Annotated in this window: 20 protein-coding genes; 16 read left to right on the top strand and 4 right to left on the bottom strand. The window is 37.0% G+C overall.

Annotation, left to right across the window (positions count from 1 at the left end; all coding sequences use genetic code 11):
* Nucleotides 1–102 precede the first annotated feature (102 nt).
* Nucleotides 103–378 carry a YutD family protein gene (locus tag BMW36_RS10700; protein WP_089740920.1) on the top strand — a complete coding sequence of 92 codons (276 nt, stop codon included), beginning with the start codon at nucleotides 103–105 and terminating at the stop codon, nucleotides 376–378.
* Nucleotides 379–449: 71 nt separating this feature from the next.
* Here BMW36_RS10700 and BMW36_RS10695 read toward each other — a convergent pair whose 3' ends face one another.
* Nucleotides 450–737 carry an SAV0927 family protein gene (locus tag BMW36_RS10695; RefSeq protein WP_089740918.1) on the bottom strand — a complete coding sequence of 96 codons (288 nt, stop codon included), beginning with the start codon at nucleotides 735–737 and terminating at the stop codon, nucleotides 450–452.
* Between the two features lie 98 nt (nucleotides 738–835).
* Between BMW36_RS10695 and BMW36_RS10690 the strand changes: the two genes are divergently transcribed.
* The 7 genes from BMW36_RS10690 (at nucleotide 836) to mobB (ending at nucleotide 5,942) form a co-directional block, all read left to right on the top strand.
* Nucleotides 836–1,273 carry a DUF86 domain-containing protein gene (locus tag BMW36_RS10690; protein ID WP_089740916.1) on the top strand — a complete coding sequence of 146 codons (438 nt, stop codon included), beginning with the start codon at nucleotides 836–838 and terminating at the stop codon, nucleotides 1,271–1,273.
* A gap of 91 nt (nucleotides 1,274–1,364) precedes the next feature.
* Nucleotides 1,365–2,381 carry a GTP 3',8-cyclase MoaA gene (gene moaA / locus BMW36_RS10685; protein WP_217640957.1) on the top strand — a complete coding sequence of 339 codons (1,017 nt, stop codon included), beginning with the start codon at nucleotides 1,365–1,367 and terminating at the stop codon, nucleotides 2,379–2,381.
* Between the two features lie 28 nt (nucleotides 2,382–2,409).
* A complete protein-coding gene (locus BMW36_RS10680; protein WP_089740912.1) occupies nucleotides 2,410–3,423 on the top strand; it encodes a ThiF family adenylyltransferase in 1,014 nt (337 codons plus the stop codon).
* A gap of 12 nt (nucleotides 3,424–3,435) precedes the next feature.
* Complete coding sequence (locus tag BMW36_RS10675; RefSeq protein ID WP_089740910.1) at nucleotides 3,436–4,671, top strand: molybdopterin molybdotransferase MoeA; 1,236 nt, start codon at nucleotides 3,436–3,438, stop codon at nucleotides 4,669–4,671.
* A gap of 29 nt (nucleotides 4,672–4,700) precedes the next feature.
* A complete protein-coding gene (locus BMW36_RS10670; RefSeq protein WP_425431945.1) occupies nucleotides 4,701–5,153 on the top strand; it encodes a molybdenum cofactor biosynthesis protein MoaE in 453 nt (150 codons plus the stop codon).
* Nucleotides 5,154–5,158: 5 nt separating this feature from the next.
* Nucleotides 5,159–5,392 (top strand): molybdopterin converting factor subunit 1, encoded by a 234-nt coding sequence (gene moaD / locus BMW36_RS10665; protein ID WP_089740906.1) that lies wholly within the window; start codon nucleotides 5,159–5,161, stop codon nucleotides 5,390–5,392.
* A 46-nt stretch (nucleotides 5,393–5,438) separates the two neighbouring features.
* The gene (gene mobB, locus BMW36_RS10660) at nucleotides 5,439–5,942 is read left to right on the top strand and encodes a molybdopterin-guanine dinucleotide biosynthesis protein B (RefSeq protein ID WP_175480425.1); all 504 of its coding nucleotides are present in this window, start codon (nucleotides 5,439–5,441) and stop codon (nucleotides 5,940–5,942) included.
* Here mobB and BMW36_RS10655 read toward each other — a convergent pair.
* Nucleotides 5,939–6,664 carry a Crp/Fnr family transcriptional regulator gene (locus BMW36_RS10655; protein ID WP_089740901.1) on the bottom strand — a complete coding sequence of 242 codons (726 nt, stop codon included), beginning with the start codon at nucleotides 6,662–6,664 and terminating at the stop codon, nucleotides 5,939–5,941. The genes mobB and BMW36_RS10655 overlap by 4 nt on opposite strands.
* A 159-nt stretch (nucleotides 6,665–6,823) precedes the next feature.
* Between BMW36_RS10655 and BMW36_RS10650 the strand changes: the two genes are divergently transcribed.
* Both BMW36_RS10650 and BMW36_RS10645 read left to right on the top strand, forming a co-directional pair.
* The gene (locus BMW36_RS10650; protein ID WP_089740898.1) at nucleotides 6,824–7,399 is read left to right on the top strand and encodes a molybdenum cofactor guanylyltransferase; all 576 of its coding nucleotides are present in this window, start codon (nucleotides 6,824–6,826) and stop codon (nucleotides 7,397–7,399) included.
* A gap of 61 nt (nucleotides 7,400–7,460) precedes the next feature.
* Nucleotides 7,461–7,787: a YbaN family protein gene (locus tag BMW36_RS10645; RefSeq protein WP_245711658.1), complete on the top strand. Its 327-nt coding sequence runs from the start codon at nucleotides 7,461–7,463 to the stop codon at nucleotides 7,785–7,787.
* Nucleotides 7,788–7,806: 19 nt separating this feature from the next.
* Here BMW36_RS10645 and BMW36_RS10640 read toward each other — a convergent pair whose 3' ends face one another.
* Nucleotides 7,807–8,310: a phosphatidylglycerophosphatase A family protein gene (locus BMW36_RS10640; protein ID WP_217640956.1), complete on the bottom strand. Its 504-nt coding sequence runs from the start codon at nucleotides 8,308–8,310 to the stop codon at nucleotides 7,807–7,809.
* A 98-nt stretch (nucleotides 8,311–8,408) separates the two neighbouring features.
* On the opposite strand from BMW36_RS10640, the gene BMW36_RS10635 reads away from it, so the two are divergent.
* The 4 genes from BMW36_RS10635 to thrB all read left to right on the top strand — a co-directional run bounded on the left by BMW36_RS10635 (nucleotide 8,409) and on the right by thrB (nucleotide 12,845).
* Nucleotides 8,409–9,380, top strand: a complete 972-nt coding sequence (locus BMW36_RS10635) for a protein kinase family protein (RefSeq protein WP_089740892.1) — start codon at nucleotides 8,409–8,411, stop codon at nucleotides 9,378–9,380.
* A 199-nt stretch (nucleotides 9,381–9,579) separates the two neighbouring features.
* Entirely contained in the window at nucleotides 9,580–10,872 is a 1,293-nt protein-coding gene (locus BMW36_RS10630; protein ID WP_089740889.1) for a homoserine dehydrogenase, read from the top strand.
* 3 nt (nucleotides 10,873–10,875) lie between these two features.
* A complete protein-coding gene (gene thrC, locus BMW36_RS10625; protein ID WP_089740887.1) occupies nucleotides 10,876–11,937 on the top strand; it encodes a threonine synthase in 1,062 nt (353 codons plus the stop codon).
* Entirely contained in the window at nucleotides 11,934–12,845 is a 912-nt protein-coding gene (gene thrB / locus BMW36_RS10620; RefSeq protein WP_089740886.1) for a homoserine kinase, read from the top strand. The genes thrC and thrB overlap by 4 nt, the downstream gene beginning before the upstream one ends.
* 58 nt (nucleotides 12,846–12,903) lie before the next feature.
* On the opposite strand, the gene BMW36_RS10615 is transcribed toward thrB, so the two are convergent.
* On the bottom strand, nucleotides 12,904–13,134 hold the full coding sequence (locus BMW36_RS10615) for a NifU family protein (protein WP_089740884.1): 231 nt from the start codon (nucleotides 13,132–13,134) through the stop codon (nucleotides 12,904–12,906).
* Between the two features lie 236 nt (nucleotides 13,135–13,370).
* Here BMW36_RS10615 and BMW36_RS10610 point away from each other — a divergent pair, with 236 nt between their 5' ends.
* A complete protein-coding gene (locus BMW36_RS10610) occupies nucleotides 13,371–13,616 on the top strand; it encodes a YuzB family protein (protein WP_089740882.1) in 246 nt (81 codons plus the stop codon).
* A gap of 12 nt (nucleotides 13,617–13,628) precedes the next feature.
* Nucleotides 13,629–14,492 carry a diaminopimelate epimerase gene (gene dapF, locus BMW36_RS10605; protein WP_089740881.1) on the top strand — a complete coding sequence of 288 codons (864 nt, stop codon included), beginning with the start codon at nucleotides 13,629–13,631 and terminating at the stop codon, nucleotides 14,490–14,492.
* Nucleotides 14,493–14,562: the final 70 nt, after the last annotated feature.

The raw sequence follows: 14,562 nt of genomic DNA, 5'->3' as shown, positions 1-14,562 counted from the left end.
TTTTTCATGTTTTTAGTTTAAGTAGTAATCAGTATTTCATTCTAGTAACATTTTCTATATAAGGTAGTAGTTCGGAATAGAACAGGGGAGTGGCATAAAGATATGTTCGAAGTGCAAGGTAAGACTTATCAGCTGATAGAAGATCACCGTGAAGGATTTGATGAGAGAGCTTTTAAAGAAAGGTACAGCGATGTGCTCGGTAAGTATGATTTTATTGTCGGTGATTGGGGATATGAGCAATTACGATTAAAAGGGTTTTATGATGACCAAAATCCAAAAGCATCCTTTGATACAAAAATAAGTACATGTGAAGATTACTTATATGAATATTGTAATTTTGGCTGCCGTTACTTTGTTGTAAAACAAATTGTGAAATGATGTGTCAGAGTATACAGAATAAAAATAGGTGAGATAAATCAATGATTATCTCACCTATTATTCAAATATGTTTATGTTCCAGTATTTTTCACATCACTTAACAAAGGTTTAATATAAGTTCTGAAATCTTCTGCCTCCATTTCATTATATTGGAAGGCATGTTCGACAAAATTTTCCTTCTGTAAGGTATCTTTTTGGATTTTAGAGTATTTATTTGTATTTAAATCGATTACGAGATGATTTGGATGAAATAAAGGTGAGGATATGATGGCAAGATCAAATCGAATCGTATTACCTTTAAAACTGACCAGGCGAGTTTGACTTGTGTCGATTTCGTTTTTTATGTAAGACAGCTCCATTTCACTTCACTCCTTTTTCATTATATCCTAGCAAATTGTGGAATGAGAGTAAAGTAGGAAATTGGATATTGAAACGCAAACATAAAGGAGGTTAAGGTATGTATTTTGTGGATATGAACCGTTTAAACAGTAAATTAAACTTTTATGATCAGAAATTGAGTTTATACAGGGAGTTTGAGTGTAAGACGGAATACGATAAATTAGCGTTGGAACGGCTGGCACATGTGTTGATTGAATCGATTCTGGATATCGGGAATATGATGATAGACGGCTTTGTTATGAGAGACCCTGGAAGTTATGCAGACATTATTTCTATTTTAGTTGACGAGAAGGTACTTAAAGAGGAAGAAGAAGAGGCTTATCAATCCATTATACACATTAGAAGGAATCTGATCTCTGATTATGAAACAGTCAACCATATGTCCATACAGGAGATATTGGACAAAAATTACCGTATTTACGAGCAATTCAGCAGGAAAGTCAGACATTACCTTGCTGAGGAGACGGGAGTTGCCAATACCTTTACAGATAGTTAATTGAAATGATGTTGTGACATTCTTCACAAATAGTTTTCGAATAGTATGGTTTAATACAAATACAACGATTAATCAAATGGGAGCGGATAAAATGCAGCAAGCAGTCATTACAGATAAATTTGGTCGAGTACTACAGGATTTGCGTATTTCGGTAACAGACCGGTGTAATTTTCGTTGCCGTTATTGCATGCCAAGGGAAATATTCGGTAAAGATTTCGCTTTTTTGCCGAAAGAGCATCTGTTAACATTTGAAGAGATCGAAAGACTAGCGAGCACTTTTCTTCAGCTGGGAGTAAAGAAAATCCGGCTAACGGGCGGTGAACCACTTTTAAGGAAAAATATTGACGAATTAATTGAAAGGTTAGCGAGTTTGGAAGGATTGGAGGACATTGGTTTAACGACAAATGGTGTCCTGCTTGGGAAAATGGCGGATAAATTAAAAGCAGCGGGGTTAAAACGGGTAAATGTCAGTCTGGATGCATTAGATGATAAGACTTTTATGGCGATAAATGACAGCAATTTCCCTTCACATCCTGTTATTAAGAGTATTCAGCAAGCAAAAGATGCAGGTCTTGTTGTTAAAATAAATATGGTAGTAAAAAAAGGAATGAATGATCACGAAGTCTTATCGATGGCAAACTTTTTTAAAGAGAGAGGTATTACGTTAAGATTTATTGAATTTATGGATGTAGGACAGACGAACGGATGGGATTTTCAACATGTCGTAACTAAGAAAGAACTTTATGAGATGATTGCTAAAGAGCATGATCTCGAACCGGTAGAACCTGATTATATTGGTGAAGTAGCAAAACGGTACAGGTATAAAGGAACTGAAACAGAAGTCGGATTTATCACTTCAGTCTCAGAATCTTTCTGTTCTTCCTGTACAAGAGCAAGAATAGCTGCAGACGGCCATTTTTATACATGTCTGTTCGCAGGTACCGGATTCAATCTGAAAGATATTTTGCGTGAAGGTATTAGCAATGAAGAACTGAAAAATACCATTATTAACCGTTGGCAAAAGAGAGAAGATCGATACTCTGATGAAAGAACAGAAGAAACAGCCAAAAAGCGGAAGAAAATAGAAATGTCCTATATTGGAGGATAATGAAATCTAGTAAAGCGAGGTACAAGTAATGAGTGTAATGGATCGCTACCATCGACAAACTTTATTTCAACCTATTGGTCCAAATGGTCAGGATCAATTAATGAAAAAGCATGTACTCATTGTTGGCTGCGGTGCTTTAGGATCATCGATAGCGGAAATGCTGGCAAGAGCTGGTATAGGTAAGCTGACGTTAATAGACCGGGATTATGTCGATTTAACGAATTTACAAAGACAACATCTCTTTACAGAAGAAGATGTTGCTGATCAAACACCTAAAGCCATTGCAGTGAAAGAAGCCTTAAAGAAAATTAATCGGCATGTAAAGGTAGATGCACTTGTAATGGATGCTACTGCCAATACTTTACCTCAACTCGTTGAAAAGGCAGATCTTATCATGGATGCAACCGATAATTTTGATATCCGGTTTATCCTGAATGACATTAGCCATAAGTATAAGACCCCTTGGATATTTGGTGCATGTGTAGGCAGCTCGGGAATGTCATTTACTATTATACCGAAACATACACCATGCCTGGATTGCCTGTTAAAAATCACTCCAATGTTTGGTGCAACGTGTGACTCTGTTGGTGTTATAGGCCCTGCTGTTCAAATGGTAGTATCACATCAGGTAACTGAGGCGATGAAAATATTAATCAATGCCCATGACCAGCTGCGGTCTAAACTGGTATTATTTGATCTTTGGCATAACCAGTTTCAGATGATTGATGTATCCAAGGCGAAAGATCTATCATGCAAAAGCTGTGGTGAAAATGCTACTTATCCATCGCTGCAGTATGAAAATCAAGCGAAAACAGAAGTGCTGTGCGGAAGAGATACAGTGCAGATCAGAGGAAAGACATATGATTTTGCAATGCTGGCAAAAAAATTACAGTATTTTGGGACAGTAACAGAAAACCCATTCCTAGTTTCCGTTGAAACAAAGGATGTCAGGCTGGTTTTCTTTAAAGATGGCAGGACTTTTATTCATGGCACAAATTCTATTAAAGAAGCAAAAAAAATTTATTATCAAATGGTCGGATAAAGGATGAATGGTATGGTCGAAAAACGAAATCCAATTACAGTAGAGGATGCAATAAAGAGAGTGATGAAATACCGTAAAACAGGAGAGATCGAGTATATTGATATCAAGCAAGCGAATGGCAGGATTTTAGCCAGCGACATAATTGCAGATCACGATGTCCCCGCTTTTAACCGCTCTCCGTACGACGGATATGCAATAAAATCTTCTGATACAAGTAATGCAAGTACCGACAATCCAGTCGTTTTCCGAGTTGTCGGTCATATCGGAGCTGGAAGTGTATTTCAGGATACAGTAAAAGAAAAAGAAGCAGTAAGAATAATGACAGGTGCAGCCATCCCGGATGGTGCTGATACAGTTATTATGCTGGAGGATACAGAAACGTTAGATAATGACCAAGTTGCCGTTAAAAAACAAATGGAGAACCTTCAGAACATATCACTGGCAGGGGAAGACGTAAAGAAGAACACGGTAATTGTGCCGAAAGGGAAAATTATTAACCCGGGTATTGTAGCTCTTCTAGCTACTTTCGGATACAAAAATGTGCCTGTAAGTAAAAAGCCTGTTATTGGAGTGATTGCTACAGGCAGTGAATTACTGGAAGTGGATGAAGAATTACAAGATGGAAAGATTCGCAATAGTAATTCATATATGATGATTGCACAAATTGAACGCGCAGGTGCTATTGCTAAGTATTTTGGTCAGTTTAGTGATCAGCTCGATACATGCATTGAACAAATGAAGAGTGCAATGACCGAAGTAGATTTCTTAATTACAACAGGCGGAGTGTCTGTCGGTGATTTTGATCTGCTTCCAGATATATACAAACATTTTCAGGCAAATGTTTTATTTAATAAAATCAGGATGAGACCAGGCAGCGTAACAACTGTAGCTGAATTAGACGGTCAACTATTATTTGGGTTATCTGGCAATCCATCTGCATGTTATGTTGGTTTTGAACTGTTTGTGAAACCAGTGATAGATACTTTTGTCGGCAGAAATCAAGTGGGTATGAAGAAGGCAAAGGCGACCCTTTCTGTACCCTTTACTAAGGCTAACCCGTTTGACCGGTTTATTCGCGGTCATTATGAATTAACAGGAGGAAAGGTAGAGGTTTCTCCATCTGGGAAAGATAAATCGAATATGGTTCATTCACTTGCTGAAGCGAATTGTTTCATCCATCTACCTGGAGGCACTAACGGATACAATAAAGGAGAAACGGTGGAAATCTGTTTATTGGAAAATGTATAGCTAAGGAGATTCTGATCATGTCTGAAAAAATGTATGAAATTGTGGAAGAGCCGATAGTAATCAATGATTTAATAAAGAAAGTGGAACGCAGGGAAGCAGGGGCAGTCACCACATTTATTGGGACAGTCAGGGAATTTACTAAAGGGAAACGTACAATATTTTTACAATACCAAGCATATGTGCCAATGGCCGAAAAGATGCTTGCACAAATTGGTAAAGAAATCGAGGAAAAGTGGGAAAACACGGCTGTTGCAATTACACATCGAATTGGAAGGTTAGAAATATCAGAAGCAGCAGTTGTCATTGCAGTTTCTTCTCCTCATCGAAAAGCAGCTTATCAGGCTAATGAATATGCAATTGAGCGGATCAAGCAAATAGTACCGATTTGGAAGAAAGAAAAATGGGAAGATGGAGATGAGTGGATTGGTAATCAGTTAGAAGATACCGCCTATCCATCAGGTTACCCTGAGATAAAGGAATGATTCATATGATAAACATTTTATTTTTTGCCCAGATACAACAGGAAACAGGTAAAGAAAGAATAGAATTGGATACCGAAGAAATAACAGTAAAAGAATTAAGAGAATATTTGATTAATCAATTAAAGATTAACCAGGTTAGTGAATCAATGGTTGCTGTAAATGAAGCATACGCACTTGATACAGATATAGTAAGAGCGGGAGACACTGTAGCAATTATACCACCAGTAAGTGGAGGATGAGCCGCCATTATATTTATCACCAAAATGATACGAGAGTGTGAGGTTATTGTTTGTCATTCAAATAGTTGGATATAAAAACAGCGGGAAAACATCATTGGCTGTCGAACTAATAAAGTGTTTGCAGCAAAAAAACTGCAAGGTGGCCACTATCAAGCATCATGGACATGGTGGAGAACCAGACATTGTAACAAATACAGATACAGACAAACACTGGATAGCGGGTGCTGCACATACGGCAGTAATAGGTGAGAAAACAACAGAGATTCGAATGAAAAATGAATCAGTTTCTGTTGAAAAAATTTTAAAGTTATATAATGATGGCGGTATTAGCATCACAGTGATCGAAGGGTTTAAATATAAAGATTATCCTAAAATTGTCTTAATTCGCAATAGGGAAGATTGCCGCTTACTTGATGAATTAACTAATATAAAAATGGTTTATTCGCAAGACCCTTCCATCAGCCATGCGAGTAAACCATTATATCATAACAAAGAAATATTAATTCAGGCAATTCAGCAACAACTATCTGAATTCCGTTCAGTTACTTAGTTAATATTACAAATTTCTACAGGGCAGTTTTCACAACCTATTTCCTGCCGTAAAAACTCTACATCTTTTACGACAATATGCCCGTTTTTACTTATATTGATAATATCAGATTTTCGTAATTCACTAAGCATACGATTGACACTCTCGCGTGTAGCAGCACAGAAATTTGCCAGTTGTTGATTCGTCAAAGCCATTTCAATTAATATGCCGTCATTAGTTTCTATTCCATAACTGTTTGTAAGTCGAATCAGTGTACTGTACAGAGCGCCTTTTTTTCCATTTAGCAGCAGATCACGAATTTTAGACTGGAATATGCGCATATGGTTACTAACCCATCGCATGAATTCAAAAGTTAGCTCACCATCTTTAATTAATTCCTTTTCCAGTAAATCACGTTTTATAACGAGGATTTCACCTTCTGTTAAAACACGGGCACTTAATAAATATTTCGGATCATCGCTAAATAATGTCAGTTCACCGATTAAATCATTTGTTTTGCAGATTCTTAAAGTTAATTCTTTGCCATCAGCGGTCAATTTTTCTATTTGAATACGTCCCGATTTCAAAATGTATATTTCTTCTGCATCCATACCTTCCTGAAATAAAAAAGTATTCTTTTCTGTCTTCTTTGTCTGGCTGATTGATTCCAGTAATTTTCTTAATTCAAATGAAATAGTATCCACGTGTTTATGGTGTGAGTATTTATTTTTAACAGGTTGCATGATGGAACCCTCCAATATTATAAGGAAGTAAAAACCGGTATTTTAGATACCTGTTTACTGTTGTCTTCATCATAGCATATAAACTGGAACGAAAGCGTACAGGAAATATACAGTTTTGTTACATAATCGTGAATATTTTGTGAAGAGAGGGATCAATTAATGGATATTACCGGTTTAATAATAGCGGGAGGAGAATCAAGCCGCTTTCATGAACCTAAAGCATTTGCTAAATATAAGAATAAAGATTTTTATCTGCATAGTGTGGAGGCATTGAACAGTGTAACTGATAATATCATCATTGTAACGAAAGAGGAGTATATCGAACGATTCGATCATCAGCTCACTGTAATAGTGGATGATGATTCTTTTCGCGGAATGGGCCCTCTGGCAGGATTATATTCCGGAATGAAACAAGTTGAGTCTGAATGGTATACGGTGCTTCCGGTAGATACACCATGTATGACAGGTGAAATTTTAAAAAAATTGCTTCCGTCGCCTGATTCAGGTATTCAGGCATATATACCGGTTGTAAAGGATAGAAAACAGCCAATGATTGCTTCCTATCATAATTCTGTAAAACAGACAATATATGACTTGTTATCCAAAGATAAAAGGTCGATGCATGGATTTCTGGAACAGATACATGCAAAATATGTACCCTTTGGTGACCATTATGTGAAATGCTTTAGTAATATAAATACAAAAGAGGAATTCAGCAAAATTAATTTGGAGTGACTGATATATGTTCAATATAAGGAGAATTTTGTGGCTTACAGGAGGATTGACAAGCTTGATTGTGGGTTTAATAGGTATTATTGTCCCAATACTGCCAACAACCCCTTTGATAATCCTTGCAGCTTTCTGCTTTGGAAAATCTTCCCCAACCTTACACAACTGGCTAGTAACAAACCGGTATTTTGGTCATTATATTACAGATTACCAGAAAGGTCTTGGTGTCCCTTTAAGAATAAAACTCTTTGCCATATTAGTTGTGTGGGTTAGTGTAATTTTCACACTACTTATCATTCCGCTCTTGTTCGTTAAAGTTTTCATGCTGATTGTCGCTGCATCTGTTACGGTTTTTATCTTAACATCCCCACTATTAAAATCAAAAAACCCCTAATAATAGGGGCGAATGATTTTTATTCGTCATCAACACTTTTATTGTTAGCAGCACCATGGGCCAATCTTGATGAGGCAGCCGCTGCTATTGCTCCGACTATGTCATCTAAAAAAGTATGGCAGTCACCATCAGATTTGTCATTAAGTTTTTCCAGTATTCCAGGTTTAACTTTATCGATATAGCCGTAGTTTGTGAATCCGATCGAACCATAAACATTTACGATTGATAAGGCAATAACTTCATCAATCCCATATAGGCTTTCATCTGTTGCGATAATTTCCTGTAATGGTGAAGCTAACTTTTTTTGTTCTGCCAACAGATCTAATTCAATCCCTGTTAAGATAGCGTTCTGCACTTCCCGCTTCATTAACACGCGATCAACATTCTCATAACAATCTTCCATAGTTAGATTCTCTTGATATTTGTTTTGAAGGTAATACACTAACTCTGCGATGTCTTCAATTTCAACGCCACGCTCTTTTAGCAATTGACGTGCTTTCAATTCCAGTTCTGATTTTTCCATTCTTCCATCACATCCTATACACTTCATTTTTATCAACATATTTACATATATTATTATACCAGAAAGATATGAATCATACCTTAAGGGAGGAAATAAGTATGCATCCGATATTTTTGCATTACCCTATAAACACCCCTGGTAAACAAGTGGATGAAAAGCCCTTTTCCACATACACTGATGATCAATTTTATTACTTTGTCGTACCGGTCACATTGAGTGAAGAAGATGCGTGGGAGAAATATGTAATAGCAAGTTATTTTCATGAACAAGGAATGCGACACGTCGTATGTCCGCTATTAAATGTACATAATCAATTTATCACTTCCCTGGGGAAAGAAAAGTACATGGTATGTTATGCAAAAATTCAATCTGTTGAAAGAATGTCTAAGGGACAGTATTTAGCATTTTTTCATCATTTCGGTTATCAATTTCCTTATCAGCCTCAAATGACAAATAATTACGGGAGGTGGAAAGAGTTATGGATAAGTAAAATAGAGCAGTATGAGGGGTTGTTCCAGTCTTATTATCAGCAACGTCCTGTGCCACCATTTATGCGTACACTTGCTGATATATTCCCATATATTATTGGATTATCAGAAAATGCTGTCCAATATTTAAATATTGTGGAGAAAGATCAGTATTTTAATCAATATGATCAGGCGGTATTTGCTTTTGGCAGGTTACATAACCAATTAGAGAATAAATTTATTTGGATACATGATTTAATATATGACCATGCAGCGAGGGATTTAGCAGAATTCTTAAGACCATACATGCTGAAAGAGGGTGGTTTAAAGGAACCGGCTGTCCAGGGGTTCCTCACTGATTATTTATCCTCATCTTCACTATCACCTTTTGGCTGGAAATTATGTTATGCAAGACTCATTTTTCCGATTCACATCTATGATAAAATTGATCAATGTATCCGGGAGGATGGAGGGGAACAAATACTGTTGGATGTTGTTGAGCAGCAAAGCAATTACGAAAAAAACTTACGGAACTTTTTTTTTGATATAGGGATTGAACAGAGAGAAGAGTTTAGTATACAATTAGATTGGTTAATGAGGTAAAAGTCTGGGATGCATCATCCTGTTAAGAGGAGATGCATTTTTTCTTTAGAAATGAAAGATAAAGTCGTTTCCATAAAGAAGTATTGTTTTCTCAAATTGAGGGCAATTGTATCTTGATTAACTAGTTAGAGACATGTATAATGTCCACTATACACATACAAATGTATCCGTAAAACATACAATCAGGGAGGGCAATTTCATGAGTCAGGTGAATGTTGGTTTGTGCGGTCTAGGCACAGTAGGAACTGGTGTTGTAAAGATTCTTAAAGACCATGCAGAAGAAATAAAGTATAAAGTTGGAAGTGAAATTGATATAAAGAAAATTCTTGTTAATGATATTCATAAAAAACGTGATGTTTCAATTAAGCAGGAATGGCTGACAACTAATCCAGATGAATTAGTTAATAACCCGGAAATTGATATAATTATTGAAGTAATGGGCGGAATTGAAGATACGAATATTCTGTTAGAGCAGGCTATTCGCAATAAGAAACATATTGTAACAGCCAATAAGGATTTAATGGCCGTTCATGGACAAAAACTTTTACGTTTAGCGAAAGAAAATAAATGTGATATTTTCTATGATGCAAGTGTAGCTGGCGGTATACCGATTATCCGTTCGTTAACAGAAGGATTGGCATCTGATAAAATTCAGAAAATTATGGGGATTGTTAATGGTACTACTAACTATATTCTCACAAAAATGACAGATGAAGATTTAGCTTTTGACCCTGTTCTAAAGGAAGCACAGGCATTGGGCTTTGCAGAAGCTGATCCAACTTCAGATGTAGATGGTTTAGATGCAGCGAGAAAAATGACATTGCTGGCGAATTTAGCATTTAAAATGGAAATCGGATTAGAGGATGTAGAAATTGCCGGAATTCGAACAATTTCGCAAGAAGATATTACTTTTGCTACAAGTTTAGGGTATACTATTAAGTTGATAGGGATTGCCTCTATCCATAAGGGAAAAGTAGAAGTAAGTGTTGAACCGACATTGCTGCCTAAAGACCATCCGCTCGCATTAGTAAAAAATGAATTCAATGCAGTGTATGTATATGGTGAAGCTGTAGGAGAAACAATGTTCTATGGACCCGGGGCAGGAAGTTTGCCAACTGCAACTGCAGTAGTCTCCGATCTGATGGAAGTTGTCAAAAATGTGAGACTTGGAATTACGGGAAACGAATATATTACACCACAGTATGAAAAACAATTAAAACAGGATGACGAGAAGTATATGCAATATTTCATCCGGATGGAAGTGGATGATACTGCCGGAACATTCCAGAAAATCACGAATGTATTTACAAATGAAAATGTAAGTTTTGCGAAAATCTTACAATTACCATCAGAAAAAGAGAAAATGGCAGAAATCGTTATGGTAACCCATAAAATCAGTAAACAGCAATTATTAAATAGTCGGGAAAATTTAAAAGGATTAGACGTAGTAAATCGTATTATCAGTTACTATCGTGTCGATGGGGAGGATTAATTAATGGCTTGGCAAGGATTATTACAAGAATACAAACAGTACTTACCAATTGAAGAAAACACACCAATGATCAGTTTACATGAAGGTAATACACCTTTAATTAAACTGGAGAAATTATCTGAAAAGTATGGCATTAATGCATATGCAAAATACGAAGGGCTGAATCCAACTGGTTCATTTAAAGACCGTGGAATGGTTATGGCAATGGCAAAAGCTGTAGAAGACGGTGCCAAAGCAGTTATTTGTGCATCAACGGGTAATACTTCTGCTTCAGCGGCAGCATTTGCAGCACGTGCTGGATTGCGCTGTATAGTAGTTATTCCGGAAGGTAAAATTGCCCAGGGGAAACTGGCTCAGGCAGTTATGTATGGTGCAGAAATTTATTCCATTCAGGGAAATTTTGACGATGCTTTAAAAATTGTTCGTAAACTCGGGGAAACAGGAAAAGTTGCATTGGTTAACTCTGTAAATCCTTACAGAATTGAAGGCCAAAAAACAGCTGCATTTGAAGTGGTTGATGCACTTGGAAAAGCTCCGGAATACTTATTTATTCCGGTTGGAAATGCAGGAAATATTACGGCATACTGGAAAGGTTTCAAAGAATATAATGACAGCAAGCAATCTGGTTTACCAAAGATGATGGGATTTGAAGCGAGCGGTGCTGCAGCCATTGTTCATGATCGCGTTTTTGAAAATCCTGAAACTGTTGGAACTGCGATAAGAATTGGTAACCCTGCAAGCTGGCAAGGTGCAGTAAATGCCCGCGATGAATCTAACGGAGAGATCGATGAGATTACAGATGAAGAAATGATTGCTGCATACAAATGGGTAGCTCAAAATGAAGGGGTATTTGCAGAACCAGCTTCTTGTGCATCCATTGCCGGTTTGATAAAGAAACTGGAAGAAGGCAAGGTTGAAAAAGGTTCTACTGTTGTCACTGTACTTACTGGCAACGGATTAAAGGATCCTAATACAGCGATTGACTATAGTGAAGTAAAACCAACAGTTCTTCCAAATGAGGAAGAAGTAGTAATGAGCGAAATCTTAGGTAGTGTCAAGGCATGAGCTGGTTGATCAAAGTACCTTCAAGTACTTCTAATTTAGGTGCAGGATTTGATTCGATTGGTTTAGCTTTAAATCTTTATTTAGAATTACAAGTAACAAGGGCAGATGAGTGGGAATTCATTCCAGCTTCTGATTGTTTGGAAAGTATCCCAAAAGGGAAAGACAACTTAGTATATGAAATCGCTGAAAAAGTAGCAAATCAGTATGGGGGAGAACGTGAACTTCCCCCATGCCAGGTAGTAATGAAAAGTGATATCCCACTGGCAAGAGGACTGGGAAGCAGTGCTACAGCAATAATTGCCGGAATTGAACTTGCAGACGCTTTGTTGGATCTCGACTTAAGTGAGGACGAAAAACTGCAAATAGCTACAGAAATTGAAGGACACCCTGATAATGTGGCACCGTCATTACTGGGAGGATGTGTTATCGGGCATTATGATGGAAAAGTAAGTTATACACAAATTCCGGTAAAAGGAGTAACTTTTGTTGCAGTAATTCCTAATTTTGAATTAAAGACAAAAGATGCCCGGGCTGTTTTGCCGAAGGAGTTTAGCTATAAAGAAAGTGTCCAGGCAAGCAGTGTAGCCAATGTTAGTGTTGCTGCGATATGCCAGGGGAACTGGAAACTCCTAGGGGAAATGATGAATAAAGATTATTTCCATCAGCCATATCGCAAATCATTAATCTCACATTATGATGAGTTACATGAATATTTGACTAGGAACTCTTATGGGGTGTTTTTAAGTGGCGCCGGTCCAACAATGATTGCTGTTGTTGATGATAAAAATGTGTTCAATATTGTGAAACAATGGAAATATGAATATCCGGATTATCAGTGGCTTTCACTGCAGGTAGAAAATACAGGTGTATATATCGAAGAGCAGCAGGAAATACAGCCACAGGAATAAGAAGAAAAAAAGAGAAGCGATTGAAGAAATCGTTTCTCTTTTTTCATATCACTATATTTTAAAATACTTGTTCAATTTCTCTTACACCGGGAACTTCAGCCATTAAAGCACGTTCGATCCCTGCTTTTAATGTAATAGTTGAACTAGGGCAATTACCACAAGCCCCCATTAACCGTAATCTTACAATTCCTTCATCTACTTCAACTAGTTCCACATCTCCGCCATCACGTAATAAGAACGGACGTAATTTATTCAGCACTTCCTGCACTTGTTCTGTTTGTTGTTCCATGACTCGTATTCTCCTTTCCAATCTTCCTTCTATTATAAAAGCATAACGTTAAATTTACTATGCGTTATATCACAAGTTTGATAAACGATCTCATTTATATTTTAGCTTGAATAAAAGAATTTGTAAATAAAAGAGTTTTTGCTTTAGTAAATCCAAGAAATTATCAGATATAATAACAGAATTATGTTAAACTTATGATGATGGGAAAGTTTCTTTTTAAAAGGTGTGATAAAATATTGATAACTGTAAATATCGCTTTTTGCGTCAAAAATTTAGCAAAAGGCAGTGAAAAGGTAAGAAAAAAGTTAATTACAGACCCGGATTTTAATGTAGCGGAATATGGATGTACAAGTTTTTGCGGGCTGTGCAGAAATTATTACGTAGCAATAGTAAATGGTAAGCCAGTCAAGGCAGACTCACCGGATGAATTGCTAGATAATATATATAATTATGTTGATGAAGAATTATTTGATGGAATATAAGGAGAATGAACAATGAACGTACCTTTTACAAAAATGCATGGGCTAGGAAACAGTTATATATTTATTAATGTGTTTGATTTTCCAGTGGAAGAAGATTATCTTAGTGAATTAGCGATAGCAGTTGCCAATAAAGATACAGGAATCGGATCTGATGGCTTGATACTAATCCACCCAACCGGTGACGCAGATGTTGGCATGCGAATCTTTAATAATGACGGATCGGAAGGCAAAAACTGTGGAAATGGCCTTAGATGTGTGGCGAAGTTTGCCTATGAAAATGAGCTTGTTCATGACAAGCAATTTACCATTGCGACGAAAGCGGGAAATGTCATTGCAGAAGTCCATGGCAATCGTTCTCGTATAGAAGAGGTTACGGTAAACATGGGGAAACCGATACTGGAGCGGGAACAAATACCTATGACAGGTGAGTCAGCATTACAAGTGGTCGCAGAGCCGTTTCAGGTGGAGAATTACCATTTAGACCTAACTGCCGTTTCAATGGGTAACCCTCATGCAGTATTTTTTGTGGATCATATTGAAGAAGCCCCACTAACGACATTAGGACCGGTAATTGAAAAAGACTCCCGCTTCCCGGAAGGGGTAAATGTAGAATTTATCGAAAAAGTAAATGATCAAGAAATACATTTTAGAGTTTGGGAAAGAGGCTCTGGAATTACACAGGCGTGTGGAACGGGTGCTTGTGCTTCAGTTGTTGCGTCAATACTCAACGGAAAACTGGAAAAAAACAAAGAGATTACCGTCCATTTAGCTGGTGGAGACTTATATATCATTTGGGATACTGATGATATAGTCTGGATGAGAGGTAAGGCTGAAACCACTGTCTCTGGCACATTTTACTGGGAGCGTAATGATTGAACAAATAGAGAATCCTTTGTATACTTAATAGTACTAATTATAAATCTGCTTAGAAAAAGGAGTTTTTTCT

This window comes from Gracilibacillus ureilyticus (genome assembly GCF_900111195.1).
GTDB classification, from domain to species: domain Bacteria; phylum Bacillota; class Bacilli; order Bacillales; family Amphibacillaceae; genus Gracilibacillus; species Gracilibacillus ureilyticus.
The sequence above is the reverse complement of the archived record's forward strand: the minus strand, read 5'-3'. Positions and strand labels throughout refer to the sequence as shown.

Excerpts from the sequence above, each read along its gene's own strand:
- BMW36_RS10650 (WP_089740898.1), top strand. The coding sequence starts at position 6,824 with ATGGATATTACCGGTTTAATAATAGCGGGAGGAGAATCAAGCCGCTTT.
- BMW36_RS10640 (WP_217640956.1), bottom strand. The coding sequence starts at position 8,310 with ATGGAAAAATCAGAACTGGAATTGAAAGCACGTCAATTGCTAAAAGAG.
- BMW36_RS10680 (WP_089740912.1), top strand. The coding sequence starts at position 2,410 with ATGAGTGTAATGGATCGCTACCATCGACAAACTTTATTTCAACCTATT.
- BMW36_RS10700 (WP_089740920.1), top strand. The coding sequence starts at position 103 with ATGTTCGAAGTGCAAGGTAAGACTTATCAGCTGATAGAAGATCACCGT.
- BMW36_RS10675 (WP_089740910.1), top strand. The coding sequence starts at position 3,436 with ATGGTCGAAAAACGAAATCCAATTACAGTAGAGGATGCAATAAAGAGA.
- moaA (WP_217640957.1), top strand. The coding sequence starts at position 1,365 with ATGCAGCAAGCAGTCATTACAGATAAATTTGGTCGAGTACTACAGGAT.
- BMW36_RS10630 (WP_089740889.1), top strand. The coding sequence starts at position 9,580 with ATGAGTCAGGTGAATGTTGGTTTGTGCGGTCTAGGCACAGTAGGAACT.
- BMW36_RS10690 (WP_089740916.1), top strand. The coding sequence starts at position 836 with ATGTATTTTGTGGATATGAACCGTTTAAACAGTAAATTAAACTTTTAT.
- moaD (WP_089740906.1), top strand. The coding sequence starts at position 5,159 with ATGATAAACATTTTATTTTTTGCCCAGATACAACAGGAAACAGGTAAA.
- BMW36_RS10635 (WP_089740892.1), top strand. The coding sequence starts at position 8,409 with ATGCATCCGATATTTTTGCATTACCCTATAAACACCCCTGGTAAACAA.
- thrB (WP_089740886.1), top strand. The coding sequence starts at position 11,934 with ATGAGCTGGTTGATCAAAGTACCTTCAAGTACTTCTAATTTAGGTGCA.
- BMW36_RS10655 (WP_089740901.1), bottom strand. The coding sequence starts at position 6,664 with ATGCAACCTGTTAAAAATAAATACTCACACCATAAACACGTGGATACT.
- dapF (WP_089740881.1), top strand. The coding sequence starts at position 13,629 with ATGAACGTACCTTTTACAAAAATGCATGGGCTAGGAAACAGTTATATA.
- BMW36_RS10670 (WP_425431945.1), top strand. The coding sequence starts at position 4,701 with ATGTATGAAATTGTGGAAGAGCCGATAGTAATCAATGATTTAATAAAG.
- thrC (WP_089740887.1), top strand. The coding sequence starts at position 10,876 with ATGGCTTGGCAAGGATTATTACAAGAATACAAACAGTACTTACCAATT.
- BMW36_RS10695 (WP_089740918.1), bottom strand. The coding sequence starts at position 737 with ATGGAGCTGTCTTACATAAAAAACGAAATCGACACAAGTCAAACTCGC.
- BMW36_RS10615 (WP_089740884.1), bottom strand. The coding sequence starts at position 13,134 with ATGGAACAACAAACAGAACAAGTGCAGGAAGTGCTGAATAAATTACGT.